A 14466-nucleotide genomic window follows, 5' to 3' on the forward strand; every position below is an offset into this window, starting at 1 on the left:
CACCGCCGTAGGCTGGCGGAATGCCGGGCTCCCCGTACACCGATCTGGACCGCCCGCCGCTGTCGGTGACCCGGCTGCGGCGCGCGCTGGTCGCGCCGCACGGCCCGTGGGCCCGGCTGGAGCTGCGCGCCGAGACCGGCTCCACCAACGCCGATGTGGCCGAGGCGGCGCGGGCCGGCGAGCCGGAGGGTCTGGTCGTGGTCGCCGAGCGGCAGACCGCCGGGCGGGGCCGGCGCGGCCGGGTCTGGCAGTCGCCGCCGCGGGCGGGGATCGCCACCAGCGTGCTGCTCCGGCCGGGCGAGGCCGTGCCGGACCGCGGCTGGCCGGCGGCGCCACCGACGGGGTACGGCTGGCTGCCGCTCCTGGCCGGCGTCGCGCTGGTCGAGGCGGTGGCCCGGCTGGCCGAGCTGGAGGCCAGCCTGAAGTGGCCCAACGACCTGCTGATCGGCGGCGCGAAGTGCGCCGGCGTGCTGGCCGAGGGGATTCCCGGGCGCGCACCGGCCCAGCCGCCAGCCATCGTGCTCGGCATTGGGCTCAACGTGACGCTGCGCGCCGACGAGCTGCCGGTGAACCCGACCGGGCTGCCGGCCACCTCGCTGCAACTGGCCGGCGCGGCGGCCACCGACCGGGACCCGCTGCTCCGGGCGCTGCTGCGGGCGGTGGCCGACTGGTACGACCGCTGGCGCGCCGCGGGCGGGGACGCCGTGGCCAGCGGCCTGCGCGACGCCTACCTGGCGGCCTGCGCCACGGTCGGCCGCGAGGTGCGGGTCCTCCTACCCAACGGCGACGACGTGACCGGCACCGCCACCGGCATCGACGCCGACGGCCAACTCCTCATCACCACCCCCGCCGGCGGCCGCGTCCTGGCCGCAGGCGACGTCCTCCACCTCCGCTGACCCGCACCACACCGTTTCGCGATCTTGCAGGTGCTTTCCGGCAGAACGGGCGAGAGTCGCGTAGCGGTGATCGAGGGCGCAAGATCGCGAAGAGTGGGATGGGGGCCGCGTGGCGGATGTTGTGTACAGGGGTGGGGGGTTTACGGTCAGCGCGTCATTTCTGCGTTGGAGGTTTGCCGTGGCGTTCCCCGAAGACGTGCTCACCGAGGACGAGCATGTCGTGCTGCACCTACACCCGCACTGGAAGGCGTTGATCCGGCCGATCGCGGTGCTGGTGCTCGCCATCGCCGCGGTGGTGGCCGGCGTGCTGCTGCTCCCCTCGAGCGGCGGTGGGTCGATCGCGCTGGCCGTGATCGGGGTGATCGCCCTGGTCGCGGCACTCTGGCTCGGGCTGTGGCCGTTCCTGGTCTGGCGCACCACGCACTATCTGTTCACCGACGAGCGGGTGCTGCTCCAGCAGGGTGTCTTCTCCCGGGACCGGCGGGACATCCCGCTCACCCGGATCAACGACCACTCGATGAACCAGCGTTTCCTTGAGCGGGTGCTCGGCTGCGGCACGCTCACCATCGAGTCCGCCGGAGAGCGGGGCCAGTCGGTGCTCGCCGACGTCCCAGGTGTCGGCCGGGTGCAGACCAAGCTGTACGAACTGGTCGAGGCGCAGCACGACAAGCACTCGCTGGGCGATGGGGAGATGCGCGACATCCTCTCCGACATGCGCGAGGGCAAGCCGCTCCGCGACACCACGAGCTGACCCCGACGCACGACCGCCCTGGCCGACGGGCCGGGGCGGGGTCAGTCCGCCGGCCTGCTCTCGGTCAGGGCGCCAGTTTCGGCCGGGCCGCCCGTCTCGGGCGGGTTGTTCTCCGGTGCGGGCTCGGACGGGCGGAGGGCGAACCAGCCACGGAAGCGGGTCCGCAGCACCTCCTGCTCGGGCCGGTCGTCCGGGCCGAGGCGGAGCATGGTGCCGGTGAGGCTGGCGGTGCCGAGGCCCGGGCGGGCGGTGGACGGCCGGGCGCCCATCACGTCGACCCGGACAGCGAGTCGGTCCCCGGCACGTACCGGGGCCAGCCAGCGCAACTCCTCCAGACCAGGGGAGGCGTCCGCCGCCGCCCGGCACAGCAGGTGGTCGACGTACGCCCGCATGAACAGGCTGACCGTGTAGAAGCCGCTGGCGATCAGCCCGCCGTGCCGGCTCGCCCCGGCCAGCTCCGGGTCGACGTGGTACCACTGCGGGTCGAAGCGGCGGGCGAAGGCCACCATCTCGTCGCCGTCCACGGTGACCACGCCCAGGTCGACGGTGAGACCCGGCACGAGATCCTCGAAGAACAGCTCGGCGGGGGCTCCGGTGCCGGAGCGCGCGGTGGGCGCGGTCACCGGCGGGGCGTGCGCCGGGTGCCGACATGCAGCTCCGCAGCGAGTTCCGCGTCCAGGTCGGCGGTGAGGCCGGCGGTCAGCGGCGTCGGCCGCCCCTGAGAGGGAGCACCGTTCGGGCTGGGTGTCGGGGCCGGGCGCTCATCAGACTGCGCCTCCTCCAGCTCGGAGACGGATTCGGCCAGCTCGGCGACCGGGTCCATCTCGGCCACGTTGTCCCACTCGTCACGCGGAATGCTGTGCCAGGTGGGCTCGGCCTTCGCCTCGGCCTCGGCTGGTTCGACGGGCTGGAAGACGAAGGTCCGGTACGACCAGAACCGGAACAGCGTGGCCAGCAGGACGCCGCCCGTCTTGGCCACGTTCAGCGCCAGCAGGCTGTTCACGCCGAGCCCGTACTTGGCCGCGGCCAGCACACCCAGTTCGATGATCAGGCCGGTCGCGTTGAAAAGGAAAAACAGGACGTACTCCCGTCGGAGCGCCGATTTCGGGCGATCCCGGTACGTCCAGTGGCGATTCATTAGATACGACGTGATCGTGGCGACGATGGTCGCGATCACGGTGGCCTTCAACTGACCGTCGGCAAAGACGGTGAGTGCAAGTGCATTGAACACCGCGTAATTGATGACGGTGTTGATGCCGCCGACGATGCCGAATTTGAGCGCCTCGTGGATGAACTTCTGCCAGCGCTCAGGCAGCAGACGGACAAGACGCATGCGAAACACCTTAGGTCAGTCGGTGAAGCCGGCGATCACCGGCCGAACGAGTGGGCGGCAGGTCACGCCCCGTGGTCACGGTCGTGCTTCACCTGCGGAACGGGCCGCGTTCCCGCTTCGACGAAGACGAACCGCCGGTAGGACCAGAATCGGAACAGCGTGCCGAGGCCCGTGCCGACGACGAAGCTGGCGACGTTGTCGGCCAGCCTCGTCTGGAACACGGCCGGCCAGATGCTGCCCAGCCCGTACCGGCTGATCGCGAGGCAGGCCACCGCGATGCCGAGGCCGACGGCGTTGAAGAAGAAGAACAGCGCGTACTCCCGGGCCGGGTTGTTGCGCTGGCGGTGCCGCCAGGTCCAGAACCGGTTGCCGACGAAGGCGACGGAGGCCGCGATAACGGTGGAGATCGTCTTCGCCGTTACCTGCTCCATGCCGCGCGCGGTCGTCAGGTAGTTGAAGAGCGCGAAGTCGAGGAGGAAGGCGATGCCGCCCACCGTGGCGAACTTGCTCAACTCGCGGACGAGGTGACCGAAACGGTCGAGCAGTGCCCGGACCAGACCCGGTCTGGTCTGCCGGGGACCCGGTTGCTCCCCGGTCATTGTGGCGGCCACGGGCCGAGCCTACCGGCTGTTGACCAGTCAGCGGGGTAGCAACGGCGAGCAGGCGTCGTCACTGGTTCCGACCCTCCGTCGGGTGCGCCGCTGTTGAACGCAGCGTAACCAATCCGGAGGACTGACGCGCCACGGAACGGGAATCAACCAACCGGTCGGCGGGACCGGTCCACGGCCGGACCGCGACTCGCGTCGACCGGGGTGCACAACAAGATTTGCGTGAAACTGCGCAGGAAAGCGGGTATCAGATCGTGATGCCGCAGCGTGGCCGTACCTTGTGCAGTTCTTCACAACCTGTCCCACTGACTCGGAAGGCTGCCCGGTTTACGCTGAGGCCAATCCCAGGTTTCCACGAAGGCGACGCATCGCGCCGCTGAGACTCGTGCATCCCATAGATCGGTCAGCGTCGACCACAAGGAGATGTGTCATGGTTGCTCCGGCTGTTGTGCGGGGTATCGATCAGGCCCCGACGTCCCATCCGAAACTACTCGCCTGGGTCCGTGAGGTCGCGGAACTGACCACCCCCGACCGCGTCGTCTGGGTGGACGGGTCCGACGAGGAGTGGCGCCGCCTCACCGACGAACTGGTCGAGGCCGGGACCCTGATCCGGTTGAACCCGGAGAAGAAACCCAACTCGTTCTACGCGCGTACCGACCCGACGGACGTCGCCCGGGTCGAGGAACGCACCTTCATCTGCTCCGTTGACGAGGCGGACGCCGGCCCCACCAACAACTGGATGGCGCCGGCCGAGATGAAGCGGACGATGACCGACCTGTACCGCGGCTCGATGCGCGGGCGCACCATGTACGTCATCCCGTTCGTCATGGGCCCGGTCGAGGCCGAGAGCCCGATGTTCGGCGTCGAGATCACCGACAGCCCGTACGTGGTCGCCTCGATGCGCATCATGACCCGGATGGGCGCCAGGGTCCTCGAGGCGATGGGTGACGACGCGGACTTCGTGCACGCGCTGCACTCGATCGGCGCCCCGCTCGCCCCTGGCCAGCAGGACGTCGCGTGGCCGTGCAACGAGACGAAGTACATCTCGCACTTCCCGGAGAGCCGCGAGATCTGGTCGTACGGCTCCGGCTACGGCGGCAACTCGCTGCTCGGCAAGAAGTGCTACTCGCTGCGGATCGCCAGCGTGATGGGGCGCGACGAGGGCTGGCTCGCCGAGCACATGCTGATCCTCAAGATCACCTCGCCGGAGGGCAAGGTCTACCACATCGCGGGCGCGTTCCCCTCCGCCTGCGGCAAGACCAACCTGGCCATGGTGGAGCCGACCATCCCCGGTTGGAAGGTCGAGACCATCGGCGACGACATCGCCTGGATGCGGTTCGGTGAGGACGGCCGGCTGTACGCGGTCAACCCGGAGTACGGCCTCTTCGGCGTCGCGCCGGGCACCGACTGGAAGACCAACGCCAACGCGATGCGGACGCTGGACCGGGGCAACTCCATCTTCACCAACGTCGGCCTCACCGACGATGGGGACATCTGGTGGGAGGGCATGGGAGAGCCCCCGGCGCACCTGATCGACTGGAAGGGCAACGACTGGACGCCGGAGAGCGACGGCCTCTCCTCGCACGCGAACAGCCGGTTCTGCACCCCGATCACCCAGTGCCCGATCCTGGCAGACGACTACTACGACCCGAACGGCGTGCCGATCGACGCGATCCTCTTCGGCGGCCGTCGCAAGGACACCATCCCGCTGGTGACCGAGGCCCGCGACTGGGTGCACGGCGTCTACATGGGGGCGACGCTCTCCTCGGAGACCACCGCCGCCGCGTCCGGCGCGGTCGGCGTGGTCCGCCGCGACCCGATGGCCATGCTGCCGTTCATCGGCTACAACGCCGGTGACTACTTCCGGCACTGGATCGAGATGGGCAAGGGCACCGACGGCGACGAGGCCAAGCTGCCCAAGATCTACTACGTCAACTGGTTCCGCAAGGACCCGGACGGCTCGTTCCTCTGGCCGGGCTTCGGCGAGAACTCCCGGGTGCTCAAGTGGGTCGTCGAGCGGATCGAGGGCCGGGCCGACGCGGTGGAAACGCCGATCGGCATGGTCCCAGCCCCGGACGCGCTGGACGTCGAGGGTCTGGACATGACCCCGGAGGACGTCCGGATCGCGCTGAAGGTCGACCCGGATGAGTGGCGCAACGAGTTGCCGCTCGTCACCGAGTGGTTCGAGAAGTTCGGTGACAAGCTGCCAGGCGTGCTCTGGGCCGAGCTGGACGCGCTGCGGGCCCGCCTGGACGCCACGCAGCCGCAACGGTAGGTGTGAAGATCGCCCGTCGCGGGCATCATCAGATCCCATGAGGACGGCCGCCGAGACCGAGGTCCGGCGGCCGTCCGCCGTCCGGGTGCTCACCATCCTGCTCGCGACGACCGCGGCGGCCACCGTCGTGGTCGAGCTGCTCAACTGGTGGTACGCCCCGGAGCAGGGCTTCGGGCTGGCGGTGCGGACCGGCTGGGCCATGCTGCGCTCGTTCGGCTTCCTGTTGCTGATCGGGCACGTCCGCCGGGGCCGGACCGTGGCCCGCCCGTTCGGGCTGATCCTCGCGGTCACCACGATCTTCGCCGTCGGCCGGCTGATCGTGCCCCGGCAGGGGGTGCCTCCGCTGCCCGGATTGCTCGGCTTCGCCGCGCTCACCGCACTCTGTGCGGCGGTGGTCTGGCTGCTCTACCGCTCGCCGGCGCTGGCCGGTCACCTCGTCCGGCACCGGCCCCGGCTGGTCATCGACCGAGCCGGCATCTCCTGGCGGGAAACCCCGCCGCGTCGGCCACAGGCCAGCGCCTGGCTGCTGACCAGCCGGGTCGCGGCGTTCACCTACAGCCCGCTGATGCTGGTGCCGGCGTTGGTGGCCGGCGGATCCATCCTGGACGGTCGGCTGGCCGCGGTGCCGGCCGTGCTGTTCTGGTTCGGCGCCGGCATCGCGGCCAGCTACGCGGTGCTGTTCTGCACCGCGTTCCTGATGCGCGGCAAGGACTGGGCTCGCGGGCTGCTGGTCGTCGTCACGGTGGCTGTGCTCGCCGTCGACCTGCCGCTGTGCTGGTGGCTGCTGGGGGTGGACGGCCTGGTCCGGGACGGCGGCCCGCTGCTCGCCGCCGCCGGGCTGACGCTGCACGGACTCTGGCGAGCGCCCCGCGCCGCCGACGCCGCCGTCCCAGCCTGAACCCGGCCTGAACCCGGCCTCACGTGGCCGGCGCGCGGCGCCCGGTCGATGCCCCGCAGTCCTGGGTTGTACCGGTTCGGCCTGGCAGGTGCGCGGCGCGGTGGATGCGGCTAGGTCCGGTCTGAGCCGCTTCCGATTCACCGGAGCGCTGTTCGCGCCACCGACGCCGCAGCCCGTCTGGACCCTTCCACCTGGCCGTACTCACCTGTCGGCGGGCCTCCGATAAGGCGGACTGGCCTACGCGTGCGGGTGGTCCTGTCTCTGCCTCAGATACGAACGGCGTGCGGTGTCGGCGGCGGTCGCGGCGAGGACCGCCGCCTGTGTGCTTGTGGGCCTGTCGAGCTGCCCCAGATTTGGACCGGCTGGCGTGTGCGTGCGGGTGGCCCCTGTTGAGCTGCCCCACATATGGACCGGCTGGCATGTCAGTGCGGGTGGGTCCTACAGAGCTGCCCCAGATTTGGACCGGCCTGGCGTGTGCGTGCGGGTGGGACCTGTCGAGCTGCCCCACACATGGACCGGCTGGCCTGCGCCTGCGCCTGCGCGTCTGGGTCCCGGTGCCCCATATCTGGGGCAGCTCGACAGGGTCCTGGACAGGTGCCCCGACCGACGGGGATTCAACTGGATTAGCGAGGAATCCTGGTCCTTCAGGGCCGGGAGGGATCGCGTCACGGACCGGGACGTTTCTGCCCTTTGATGTAGTCCTTGATCACTTCCAGTGGGGCGCCGCCGCAGGACGCGGCGAAGTACGAAGGGGACCACAGGTGTCCGTGCATGATGTGCCGGTTGATCCGGTCGGTGAACTCCTTGCGCAGGTAGTGCGCCGAGACGCCCTTGAGTCGGTTGACCAGCGTGGAGATCGGCAGCTTGGGCGGGTAGTGCACGAGCAGGTGGACGTGGTCGTCCTCGCCGTTGAACTCGCGCAGCTCGGCGCCCAGGTCGGCGCAGACCTGCCGCATGATCTGTTCGCAGTGGGTGAGCATCGCGTCGTTGAGGACGTCCCGCCGATACTTGGTGACGAAGACAAGATGTACGTGCAGGTTGTAGACAACGCTTCTACCTCTGCGAATATTCGGGTCCGGCGTCCATCGTGGCGACATAGATAAGATGGTATGGTGTGGGCATGCCTGCGAAAGCCGCGTGGCGCCGCTGGCCGACGTCGATGGCAGCCGAAGAGGACTACGCGGACGAGGACGCCTGGTGAAGATTGTCGTGCAGGTCCGGCTGTTCCCGGACGCCGCTCAGCAGGCGGCGTTGCGGGCCACTGTGGGCCTGTGCAACGACGCCGCGAACGTCGCCTCCGGGTTGGCGTACCAGCGGCGGGTGTTCGCCAAGCAGTCGTTGCAGCGGCTCACCTACGGCCAGTTGAAGGACATGGGTCTGTCCGCGCAGCCCGCCATCCACGTCGCCCGGAAGGTATCCGGCGCGTACGCCGCCCTGACGGCCAACATCCAGGCCGGCAACCTCGGCAAGCCAGCCTCGAAGAGGCGCCAGGCCGCCGAGGGCAAACCGATCCGGTTCCGTCGCGACGCGGCGCAGCCGTTCGACGACCGTTGCCTGTCCTGGCAACTGGCTGCCCGCACCGTGTCGATCTGGACGGTCGCTGGCCGATCCGGGCCGATCCGGTTCGGCTGCTCCGACCAGCAGCACGCCACCCTGGTCGCGCACCGCCGCGGCGAGTCGGACCTGGTCTGCCGCGACGGCAAGTGGTTCCTGTACGCCACCTGCGACATCCCCGACACCGCGACCAAGGAACCGGACGGGTTCCTCGGCGTCGACCTCGGCATCGCCAACCTCGCCACCGACTCCGACGGCCGCCACCACAGCGGCAAAGCCACAAACCGCATCCGGCACCGTAACCAGCGCCTCCGCGCGAAACTCCAGGCCATCGGCACCAAGTCCGCCAAGCGGCTGCTGAAGAAACGCCGCCGCAAGGAATCCCGGTTCGCCGCCGACACCAACCACCGCATCGCCAAGAGCATCGTGACCGAGGCCGAACGCACCGGCCGCGGAATCGCCCTGGAAGACCTGGGCGGCATCCGCGACCGGGTACGGCTCCGACGGCCCCAGCGGGTCACGCTGCACTCGTGGGCGTTCCACCAACTCGGCCAGTACATCGCCTACAAGGCGAAGCGGTCCGCAGTGGCGGTCGTGCACGTCGACCCGGCGTACACCTCGCAGGGATGCTCCGCCTGCGGACACGTCGCCAAGGCCAACCGGCCCAACCAATCCACCTTCCACTGCCGGTCGTGCGGCTTCGCCGAGCACGCCGACCGGAACGCAGCCCGCAACATCGCCGCACGCGGTGTTACAGGCTGGGCAGCCGTCAGCCTGCCAAACGCGGCGTGACCTCGTGCTCATCACCACGAGCCGTCACGATCCGCAAGCTCGGCCCTCCAGGGTCGAGCAGCTGACCGGAAGCCCGGGCACAACTGGTCGCGGCCGGCCTGGAACCCAAGCGGGGGCAGGGGCCGGGCGGGGCGTAGGCGGCGGCGATTGGGGATTGGGGATGGGGATTTCGGCCCGGCCGGGCCGTTGAGGACCGGTCGACGCGAGCGGGCAGGGGGCAGGATGGCGGGTGGCGTCGGTCACAGCGGCCGGCGTCGAGCGGCGCAGGCGGCTCGCCGGGCGGGGAAGGGCGGGAAGGGCCGGGCCGCGTCGGCGGGAGGGAGGCGCGTGGTGAGCGAGGAGTTCGATGTGGTGGTGGTGGGAGCGGGGCCGGCCGGGGCGGCCGCCGCGCTGACGGCCCGCCGTGCGGGTGCCAGTGTGCTGCTGCTGGACCGGGCCGACTTTCCCCGGGACAAGGCGTGCGGCGACGGGATCGCCGCGCACTCGGTGGACGTGCTCGCCGAACTGGGCGTGACCGAGGCGGTGGCGGGATACGCCCCGCTGCCCGCGCTGCGCATGATCGCCCCGGGCGGTGGCGCGGTGGCCCGGGCGCTGCCCCGGCCGGCGTACACCGTGCCCCGGCAGGTCTTCGACGCGCGGCTGGTGGCGGCCGCGGTGGCTGCCGGCGCGCAGCTGCGCCGGCACACCGTCCGCCAGGTCGAGCCGCGTGCCGCCCGGGTGGTGCTCGACGGGGAGCTGTCCGGCCGGGTGGTGGTGGGCGCGGACGGCGCCGGGTCGGTGGTGCGCCGGGCACTCGGTCACCCGGTGAACCCCGACCGGCACCTGGCGCTGGCCATCCGGGGGTACGCGCCGGCGCTGCCCGGCCCGTCCGAGCAGGTCATCGTCACCTCGCGGGCGCGCTGGCCGGCGTACGCCTGGTCGTTTCCGATCGGCGACGGGCGGGCGAACGTCGGGTACGGGGAGGTGCTGCGCGGTGAGCCGCTGAGCCGGGCGTACCTGCTGGATCGGCTGGCCGCGCTGCTGCCCGGCACCGACCTCGGGACGGTGACCGCGCTGCGCGCCCACCACCTGCCGCTGTCCACCCATCGGCCCGCACCGGGGCAGGGCCGCACCCTGCTGGTCGGGGACGCGTTGTCGCTGATCAACCCGTTCACCGGGGAGGGCATCTTCTATGCGCTGCTCTCCGGCGCGCTGGCCGGGGCGGCGGCGGCTCACGCACCCGAGGGTGCCGCCCGTCGCTACGCCGACGGACTGCGCCGCCGCCTCGGCACCCACCTGCGGCACAGCTCGGTGGCAGCCTGGTTGGCGCGACGCCGGCGAGTGGTCGACGCGGCGGTCCGGGCGGCCCGTCGGGACGACCGGGTGTTCGACGATGTGGTGGAGCTGGGGCTCGGCGACGGGCGGCTCACCGCCCGCACCCTGGCCATGATCGGCATCGCGCTGCCAGGCGGGGATGGGCCTCCGAGGCGATGATCCGCCCCGCGGGTCGCTACGCTGCTAGGTGATGACGCTGCGGAACCTTATCTACTCCGTGTACGAGCGCCGGCTCACGGCGAAGCTCGCGGGTAAGCCGGTGCCCCGACACGTCGGGGTGATGTGCGACGGCAACCGCCGGTGGGCGAGGGAGATGGGCTTCGTCGACCCGAACGACGGGCACCGGGTCGGCGCCGCGAAGATCAAACACGTCCTCGGCTGGTGCGACCAGGCCGGCATCGGGCACGTCACGCTCTACCTGCTGGCCACGGACAACCTGCGCCGGCCGGCCCGCGAGCTGGACCCGCTGCTGAAGATCATCGAGGATCTGGTGGTGGAGTTGGCCGAGGAGGGCAACCCCTGGCGGCTGCGCATCGTCGGCGCGCTCGACCTGCTGCCCGCGCAGACCGCGGCGGCGCTCAAGGGCGCCGAGGAGCGCACCCGGGAGCGCAGCGGCGGCGCGGAGGTCAACATCGCGGTGGGCTACGGCGGCCGGCGGGAGATCACCGACGCGGTCCGCTCGCTGCTGCTGGAGCACGCCGCCTCGGGCGGCACCATCGAGGAGTTGGCCGAGGTGCTGGACGTCGAGCACATCAGCGAGCACCTCTACACCCGCGGCCAGCCCGACCCCGACCTGGTCATCCGCACCAGTGGCGAGCAGCGCCTGTCCGGCTTCATGCTCTGGCAGTCCGCGCACTCGGAGTTCTACTTCTGCGAGCTCAACTGGCCGGATTTCCGGCATATCGACTTCCTGCGCGCACTCCGCTCGTACGCCACCCGGCAACGCCGCTACGGCGTCTGAGCGGGCAGCGCCGCTCAGACGCCCGGCCCGCTCAGGGCAGGTGGGTCAGCGCCCGGGTGAGGAAGTCACCCAGAGCGGCCGGGGACTCGATGGTCAGGTCGGCGGCGTTGGCCACCTCATGGCCGGTCTCCGGGTTGGCCACCGCGACGCAGACGCCGAAGAAGTCCGGGTCGGCGGCGGCCCGGGCGCGCAGCGCGGCGAACGCCTTGATGTCCGAGACGTCGTCGCCGAAGTACCAGGCGCCGGTGGCATCCCGGACCACCTCGCCGATGACCATGCCCTTGTCCCGGTCGACGGGCGGCTTGAGCTCCAGCACCATCCGCCCGGCCTGCACCCGTAGCCCCAGTCGGTCGGCCTGCGCCTGCCCCCACTGCTGCACGGTCGGCCCGAGCTGCGGCGCGGTACGCCAGTGCAGCGCGACGGAGAGCCGCTTGTATTCGACCAGCGTGCCCGGCGGCAGCTCCGCCCGAGCCAGGTCGGCCAGCTCCGACATGGTCGGCACCCAGGGCAGCGCGGCCGGTTCCGTGACGGTCTCGCCGCCGGAGTGGCTGTGCTCCAGCCCGTAGAGGCCGTAGAGATCCACGCCGGCGAGCCCACCGAGTTGGTCCCGGAGGAACTCGACCGGTCGGGCGGAGACGATCGCGACCCGCTGCACCACCAGGGCCAGGGCCTCGATGGCGGCCAGCGCCTTGGGAGCGGGGCGTACCGCGGTCGGATCGTCGTCGACGGGCGCGAGCGTGCCGTCGAAGTCGAAGAAGAGCACGGTCCCCCCGGCCCGGCCGGCGGTGGTTCGCCAGGCCTGGTCGGCGTTCAACGGGGTCCTCGGCTGCTGATTGCCCAGATTCAACGGCGGCACGCGCGTCAGCGTACCCCGGCGATCGGGGCTCATTCCTGGCCGAGCGGACCCGTTCGGCGGCGTGTGGTCAGCGTTCGGCGGCCCCTCGTCCGCGGCGGCCGAACGGCACCACCGCAGCATCCTGGCCGTGGCTCAGCAGATATCCCTCCACGAACCCGGTGTTGCGATCACCGGTGTGGTTCTCGATCTCATTGAGCCGTGCGACCAGGAACTCGGTGAGTGCGCTGATCCGGTCGTTCAGCCGCTCGTGCAGCTCGGCGACGACGGCCAGGATGACCGCGGTGCCGGCGCTGGTGAGCGCGAGGAGGTTGACGAGCATTGGAAGCTGCCCGCCGTTGACCGCGAGGGTCACCACGTTGCCGGTCAGCCACAGTGTCATCGACACCGTGGCGACCACGACTGCCAACCACTTCAGGGCCATGGACAGACCCCTCCTTTTGTCCCGCAGGGCTGGGTTCGGCCTTGTCCCGTCCCCCCGCCGATGACGAGCCCAAGCAGTACGAATAGGGACGCTAGCGTGCCCGTTCCGGCCCCGCAGGCAAACGAATGAACCCGACCAGGCGTTCTTTCGCCATCTGAGGAACTACCCTGCTTGATTCCCTCTTTTTCGGACATCGGTCGGCAACGTTGGTCGGTATGCGAGGTAACGGATGGTTTCGCGGATGTGGAACTTCTCCGCGTCCGACACGTTCGGATCAACCAGCCGGCGCAGCAACGCCTCCACGTCCGGGTCCATCGGAGGTGCCGGTTGGCCGGCGCGAGGGCCGGCGGCGGTGCGGTCCCAGCCGAGCGCGGCGAAGGCGGCGGCCGGATTCAGCCCGAGGCCCTCACAGAAGGCGACCACCCGTTCGGCCTCCGGATCACTGGCCCAGTCGCCCCGGACCCACCGGTTGATGGTCTGCCGGGAGACGCCGGTGCGCCGGGACACCTCGGTGCCGCTCCAGGCCCGGGTCGCCCGCGCCTCGTCGAGCGCACGCCGGACGAAGGTGGCGAAGGCGATCTTCCGCGCGTTGGCCGTCTCGGTCACCCCGTGACGGTACGGCCACCCGGCTGTGGGGGCGTGCTCTGGCACGCTGCTGTCACGCGAACGTGACGGATGCTTCGGATTTCTGGTAAACGATCCAGCGCCGCTCTTGAGGGGTCTCACCCGGGCAGAATAGATGCTCCTAGTGGTGGCGGTAAACGCCCGAAAAGCTGATACTGTCACGCTCATGGGACAATCTACGGTGTGTCTCGTGCATGAGACGACTGGTGCTCACATGCGTCACGCCTCCGGTGCCTGGGAGGTGTGGTGACCGAGCTCGCCACCCGAGCCCAGGCCTTCGGGCTGATCGCCGAGGGAGTGGCCGCAGGGCTGAGCGCCCCCTGGCGCCTCTACCTCGCCCGAGGCTGCCGCTACCTGTCGCTGAGCGTCGGCGACCGCGACGAGTGGAACTCCTGGCGTACCCATCTCGGCTGCCCTGAGCTGAGCGTCCGGGTCTACGACGCGGGCGGCGAGATCCGCCGCTCCTCGGTCGCCGAGGTCGTCTTGGACGGCTGCCGGATCAGCGTCGAGCTGGTCGAGGAGGTCAGCACCGACGACCTGGACCGGCTGCTGGTCGCGGATCCCACCACCGTCGAGCCGGAGGAGCGATGACCCGACGTCCGGGGCCGGCCGGAGCCGCCCGATGAGCCCATTCCTCGCGGTCTTCCTCGTCCTGGTGCTCGGTGCGACCAGCTACGCGGCCGGCCGGCTGCATGGGCAGCTCAGCTACCGCATCGGCTACCGCTTCGGCTACCGGCAGGGCTACTTCGACGGCGACCGGGGTGCCTGGAACCGGCGCCGCCGCGACGCCCAGGCCGCGATCGCCTCCGCCCTGTCGGTCTCTCCAACGGGCGCCGTCCGGTCCGCCAGCACCGTTGCCCGCGCCGGCAGTGGCGCGGGCCCCGGCACCGTCGCCCGGGCCGGCACTGTCGTGGGCCCCGGCACCACCTACACCGGCTCGTCGTTCACCGCGCCGGCCGCCCCGATCACCGGGCGGCACCCGACCGGCACGCTCGTCCGACGGACCGGCTGAGGTCGGTCGGCGGGCCGTCAAGCGCGGACCCGCCGACCGCCACCACGAGCGCGGTGCGTCGTCCGCGGCGGACACGCACCGTCGGGGCCACGTCAGACCGGTGACGGTGGCCCCGCCGGCCGGGATGCGCGCAGGGGGCATGCATCCCGGCCGGCTTCGCCGCGCCGATCC

Annotated in this window: 16 protein-coding genes; 9 read left to right on the forward strand and 7 right to left on the reverse strand. The window is 70.9% G+C overall.

Features of this window, described 5'->3' with window-relative positions; all coding sequences use genetic code 11:
* Nucleotides 1-20: 20 nt before the first annotated feature.
* The gene (locus tag OG470_RS11530) at nt 21-896 is read left to right on the forward strand and encodes a biotin--[acetyl-CoA-carboxylase] ligase (protein WP_328423495.1); all 876 of its coding nucleotides are present in this window, start codon (nt 21-23) and stop codon (nt 894-896) included.
* A gap of 178 nt (nt 897-1074) precedes the next feature.
* The gene (locus OG470_RS11535; protein ID WP_328423497.1) at nt 1075-1647 is read left to right on the forward strand and encodes a PH domain-containing protein; all 573 of its coding nucleotides are present in this window, start codon (nt 1075-1077) and stop codon (nt 1645-1647) included.
* Nucleotides 1648-1688: 41 nt separating this feature from the next.
* Here OG470_RS11535 and OG470_RS11540 read toward each other — a convergent pair whose 3' ends face one another.
* The 3 genes from OG470_RS11540 to OG470_RS11550 all read right to left on the reverse strand — a co-directional run bounded on the left by OG470_RS11540 (nt 1689) and on the right by OG470_RS11550 (nt 3579).
* Nucleotides 1689-2270: a MaoC/PaaZ C-terminal domain-containing protein gene (locus tag OG470_RS11540; protein ID WP_328423499.1), complete on the reverse strand. Its 582-nt coding sequence runs from the start codon at nt 2268-2270 to the stop codon at nt 1689-1691.
* Nucleotides 2267-2980: a GtrA family protein gene (locus OG470_RS11545; protein WP_328426307.1), complete on the reverse strand. Its 714-nt coding sequence runs from the start codon at nt 2978-2980 to the stop codon at nt 2267-2269. Before OG470_RS11545 ends, OG470_RS11540 begins: the two co-directional genes overlap by 4 nt.
* Before the next feature lie 62 nt (nt 2981-3042).
* Nucleotides 3043-3579 (reverse strand): GtrA family protein, encoded by a 537-nt coding sequence (locus OG470_RS11550; RefSeq protein WP_406081874.1) that lies wholly within the window; start codon nt 3577-3579, stop codon nt 3043-3045.
* A 439-nt stretch (nt 3580-4018) separates the two neighbouring features.
* Here OG470_RS11550 and OG470_RS11555 point away from each other — a divergent pair, with 439 nt between their 5' ends.
* Together OG470_RS11555 and OG470_RS11560 are read left to right on the forward strand one after the other, a co-directional pair.
* On the forward strand, nt 4019-5863 hold the full coding sequence (locus OG470_RS11555) for a phosphoenolpyruvate carboxykinase (GTP) (protein WP_328423503.1): 1845 nt from the start codon (nt 4019-4021) through the stop codon (nt 5861-5863).
* A gap of 37 nt (nt 5864-5900) precedes the next feature.
* Nucleotides 5901-6761: a hypothetical protein gene (locus tag OG470_RS11560; protein ID WP_328423505.1), complete on the forward strand. Its 861-nt coding sequence runs from the start codon at nt 5901-5903 to the stop codon at nt 6759-6761.
* A 665-nt stretch (nt 6762-7426) separates the two neighbouring features.
* Here OG470_RS11560 and tnpA read toward each other — a convergent pair.
* On the reverse strand, nt 7427-7858 hold the full coding sequence (gene tnpA, locus OG470_RS11565; protein ID WP_328423507.1) for an IS200/IS605 family transposase: 432 nt from the start codon (nt 7856-7858) through the stop codon (nt 7427-7429).
* 100 nt (nt 7859-7958) lie between these two features.
* On the opposite strand from tnpA, the gene OG470_RS11570 reads away from it, so the two are divergent.
* The 3 genes from OG470_RS11570 (at nt 7959) to OG470_RS11580 (ending at nt 11382) form a co-directional block, all read left to right on the forward strand.
* A complete protein-coding gene (locus tag OG470_RS11570; protein WP_328423509.1) occupies nt 7959-9107 on the forward strand; it encodes an RNA-guided endonuclease InsQ/TnpB family protein in 1149 nt (382 codons plus the stop codon).
* A 330-nt stretch (nt 9108-9437) separates the two neighbouring features.
* Entirely contained in the window at nt 9438-10580 is a 1143-nt protein-coding gene (locus OG470_RS11575) for an NAD(P)/FAD-dependent oxidoreductase (RefSeq protein ID WP_328423511.1), read from the forward strand.
* 31 nt (nt 10581-10611) lie between these two features.
* On the forward strand, nt 10612-11382 hold the full coding sequence (locus OG470_RS11580) for an isoprenyl transferase (protein ID WP_328423513.1): 771 nt from the start codon (nt 10612-10614) through the stop codon (nt 11380-11382).
* A 31-nt stretch (nt 11383-11413) separates the two neighbouring features.
* On the opposite strand, the gene otsB is transcribed toward OG470_RS11580, so the two are convergent.
* The 3 genes from otsB to OG470_RS11595 all read right to left on the reverse strand — a co-directional run bounded on the left by otsB (nt 11414) and on the right by OG470_RS11595 (nt 13265).
* The gene (gene otsB, locus OG470_RS11585; protein ID WP_328423515.1) at nt 11414-12238 is read right to left on the reverse strand and encodes a trehalose-phosphatase; all 825 of its coding nucleotides are present in this window, start codon (nt 12236-12238) and stop codon (nt 11414-11416) included.
* Between the two features lie 67 nt (nt 12239-12305).
* The gene (locus OG470_RS11590; RefSeq protein ID WP_328423518.1) at nt 12306-12659 is read right to left on the reverse strand and encodes a hypothetical protein; all 354 of its coding nucleotides are present in this window, start codon (nt 12657-12659) and stop codon (nt 12306-12308) included.
* Nucleotides 12660-12821: 162 nt separating this feature from the next.
* Nucleotides 12822-13265: an XRE family transcriptional regulator gene (locus tag OG470_RS11595; RefSeq protein WP_328423519.1), complete on the reverse strand. Its 444-nt coding sequence runs from the start codon at nt 13263-13265 to the stop codon at nt 12822-12824.
* Between the two features lie 264 nt (nt 13266-13529).
* Between OG470_RS11595 and OG470_RS11600 the strand changes: the two genes are divergently transcribed.
* Nucleotides 13530-13874, forward strand: a complete 345-nt coding sequence (locus tag OG470_RS11600) for a hypothetical protein (RefSeq protein ID WP_328423520.1) — start codon at nt 13530-13532, stop codon at nt 13872-13874.
* A 31-nt stretch (nt 13875-13905) separates the two neighbouring features.
* Entirely contained in the window at nt 13906-14295 is a 390-nt protein-coding gene (locus OG470_RS11605) for a hypothetical protein (protein ID WP_328423521.1), read from the forward strand.
* Nucleotides 14296-14466 lie beyond the last annotated feature (171 nt).

The sequence above is a fragment of the Micromonospora sp. NBC_00389 genome (assembly GCF_036059255.1).
Classification (GTDB): Bacteria; Actinomycetota; Actinomycetes; order Mycobacteriales; family Micromonosporaceae; genus Micromonospora.

Coding starts and splice junctions, on each gene's coding strand:
- OG470_RS11530 (WP_328423495.1), top strand. CDS start 21: ATGCCGGGCTCCCCGTACACCGATCTGGACCGCCCGCCGCTGTCGGTG.
- OG470_RS11545 (WP_328426307.1), bottom strand. CDS start 2,980: ATGCGTCTTGTCCGTCTGCTGCCTGAGCGCTGGCAGAAGTTCATCCAC.
- OG470_RS11550 (WP_406081874.1), bottom strand. CDS start 3,579: ATGACCGGGGAGCAACCGGGTCCCCGGCAGACCAGACCGGGTCTGGTC.
- OG470_RS11555 (WP_328423503.1), top strand. CDS start 4,019: ATGGTTGCTCCGGCTGTTGTGCGGGGTATCGATCAGGCCCCGACGTCC.
- OG470_RS11560 (WP_328423505.1), top strand. CDS start 5,901: ATGAGGACGGCCGCCGAGACCGAGGTCCGGCGGCCGTCCGCCGTCCGG.
- tnpA (WP_328423507.1), bottom strand. CDS start 7,858: ATGTCGCCACGATGGACGCCGGACCCGAATATTCGCAGAGGTAGAAGC.
- OG470_RS11580 (WP_328423513.1), top strand. CDS start 10,612: ATGACGCTGCGGAACCTTATCTACTCCGTGTACGAGCGCCGGCTCACG.
- OG470_RS11590 (WP_328423518.1), bottom strand. CDS start 12,659: ATGGCCCTGAAGTGGTTGGCAGTCGTGGTCGCCACGGTGTCGATGACA.
- OG470_RS11605 (WP_328423521.1), top strand. CDS start 13,906: ATGAGCCCATTCCTCGCGGTCTTCCTCGTCCTGGTGCTCGGTGCGACC.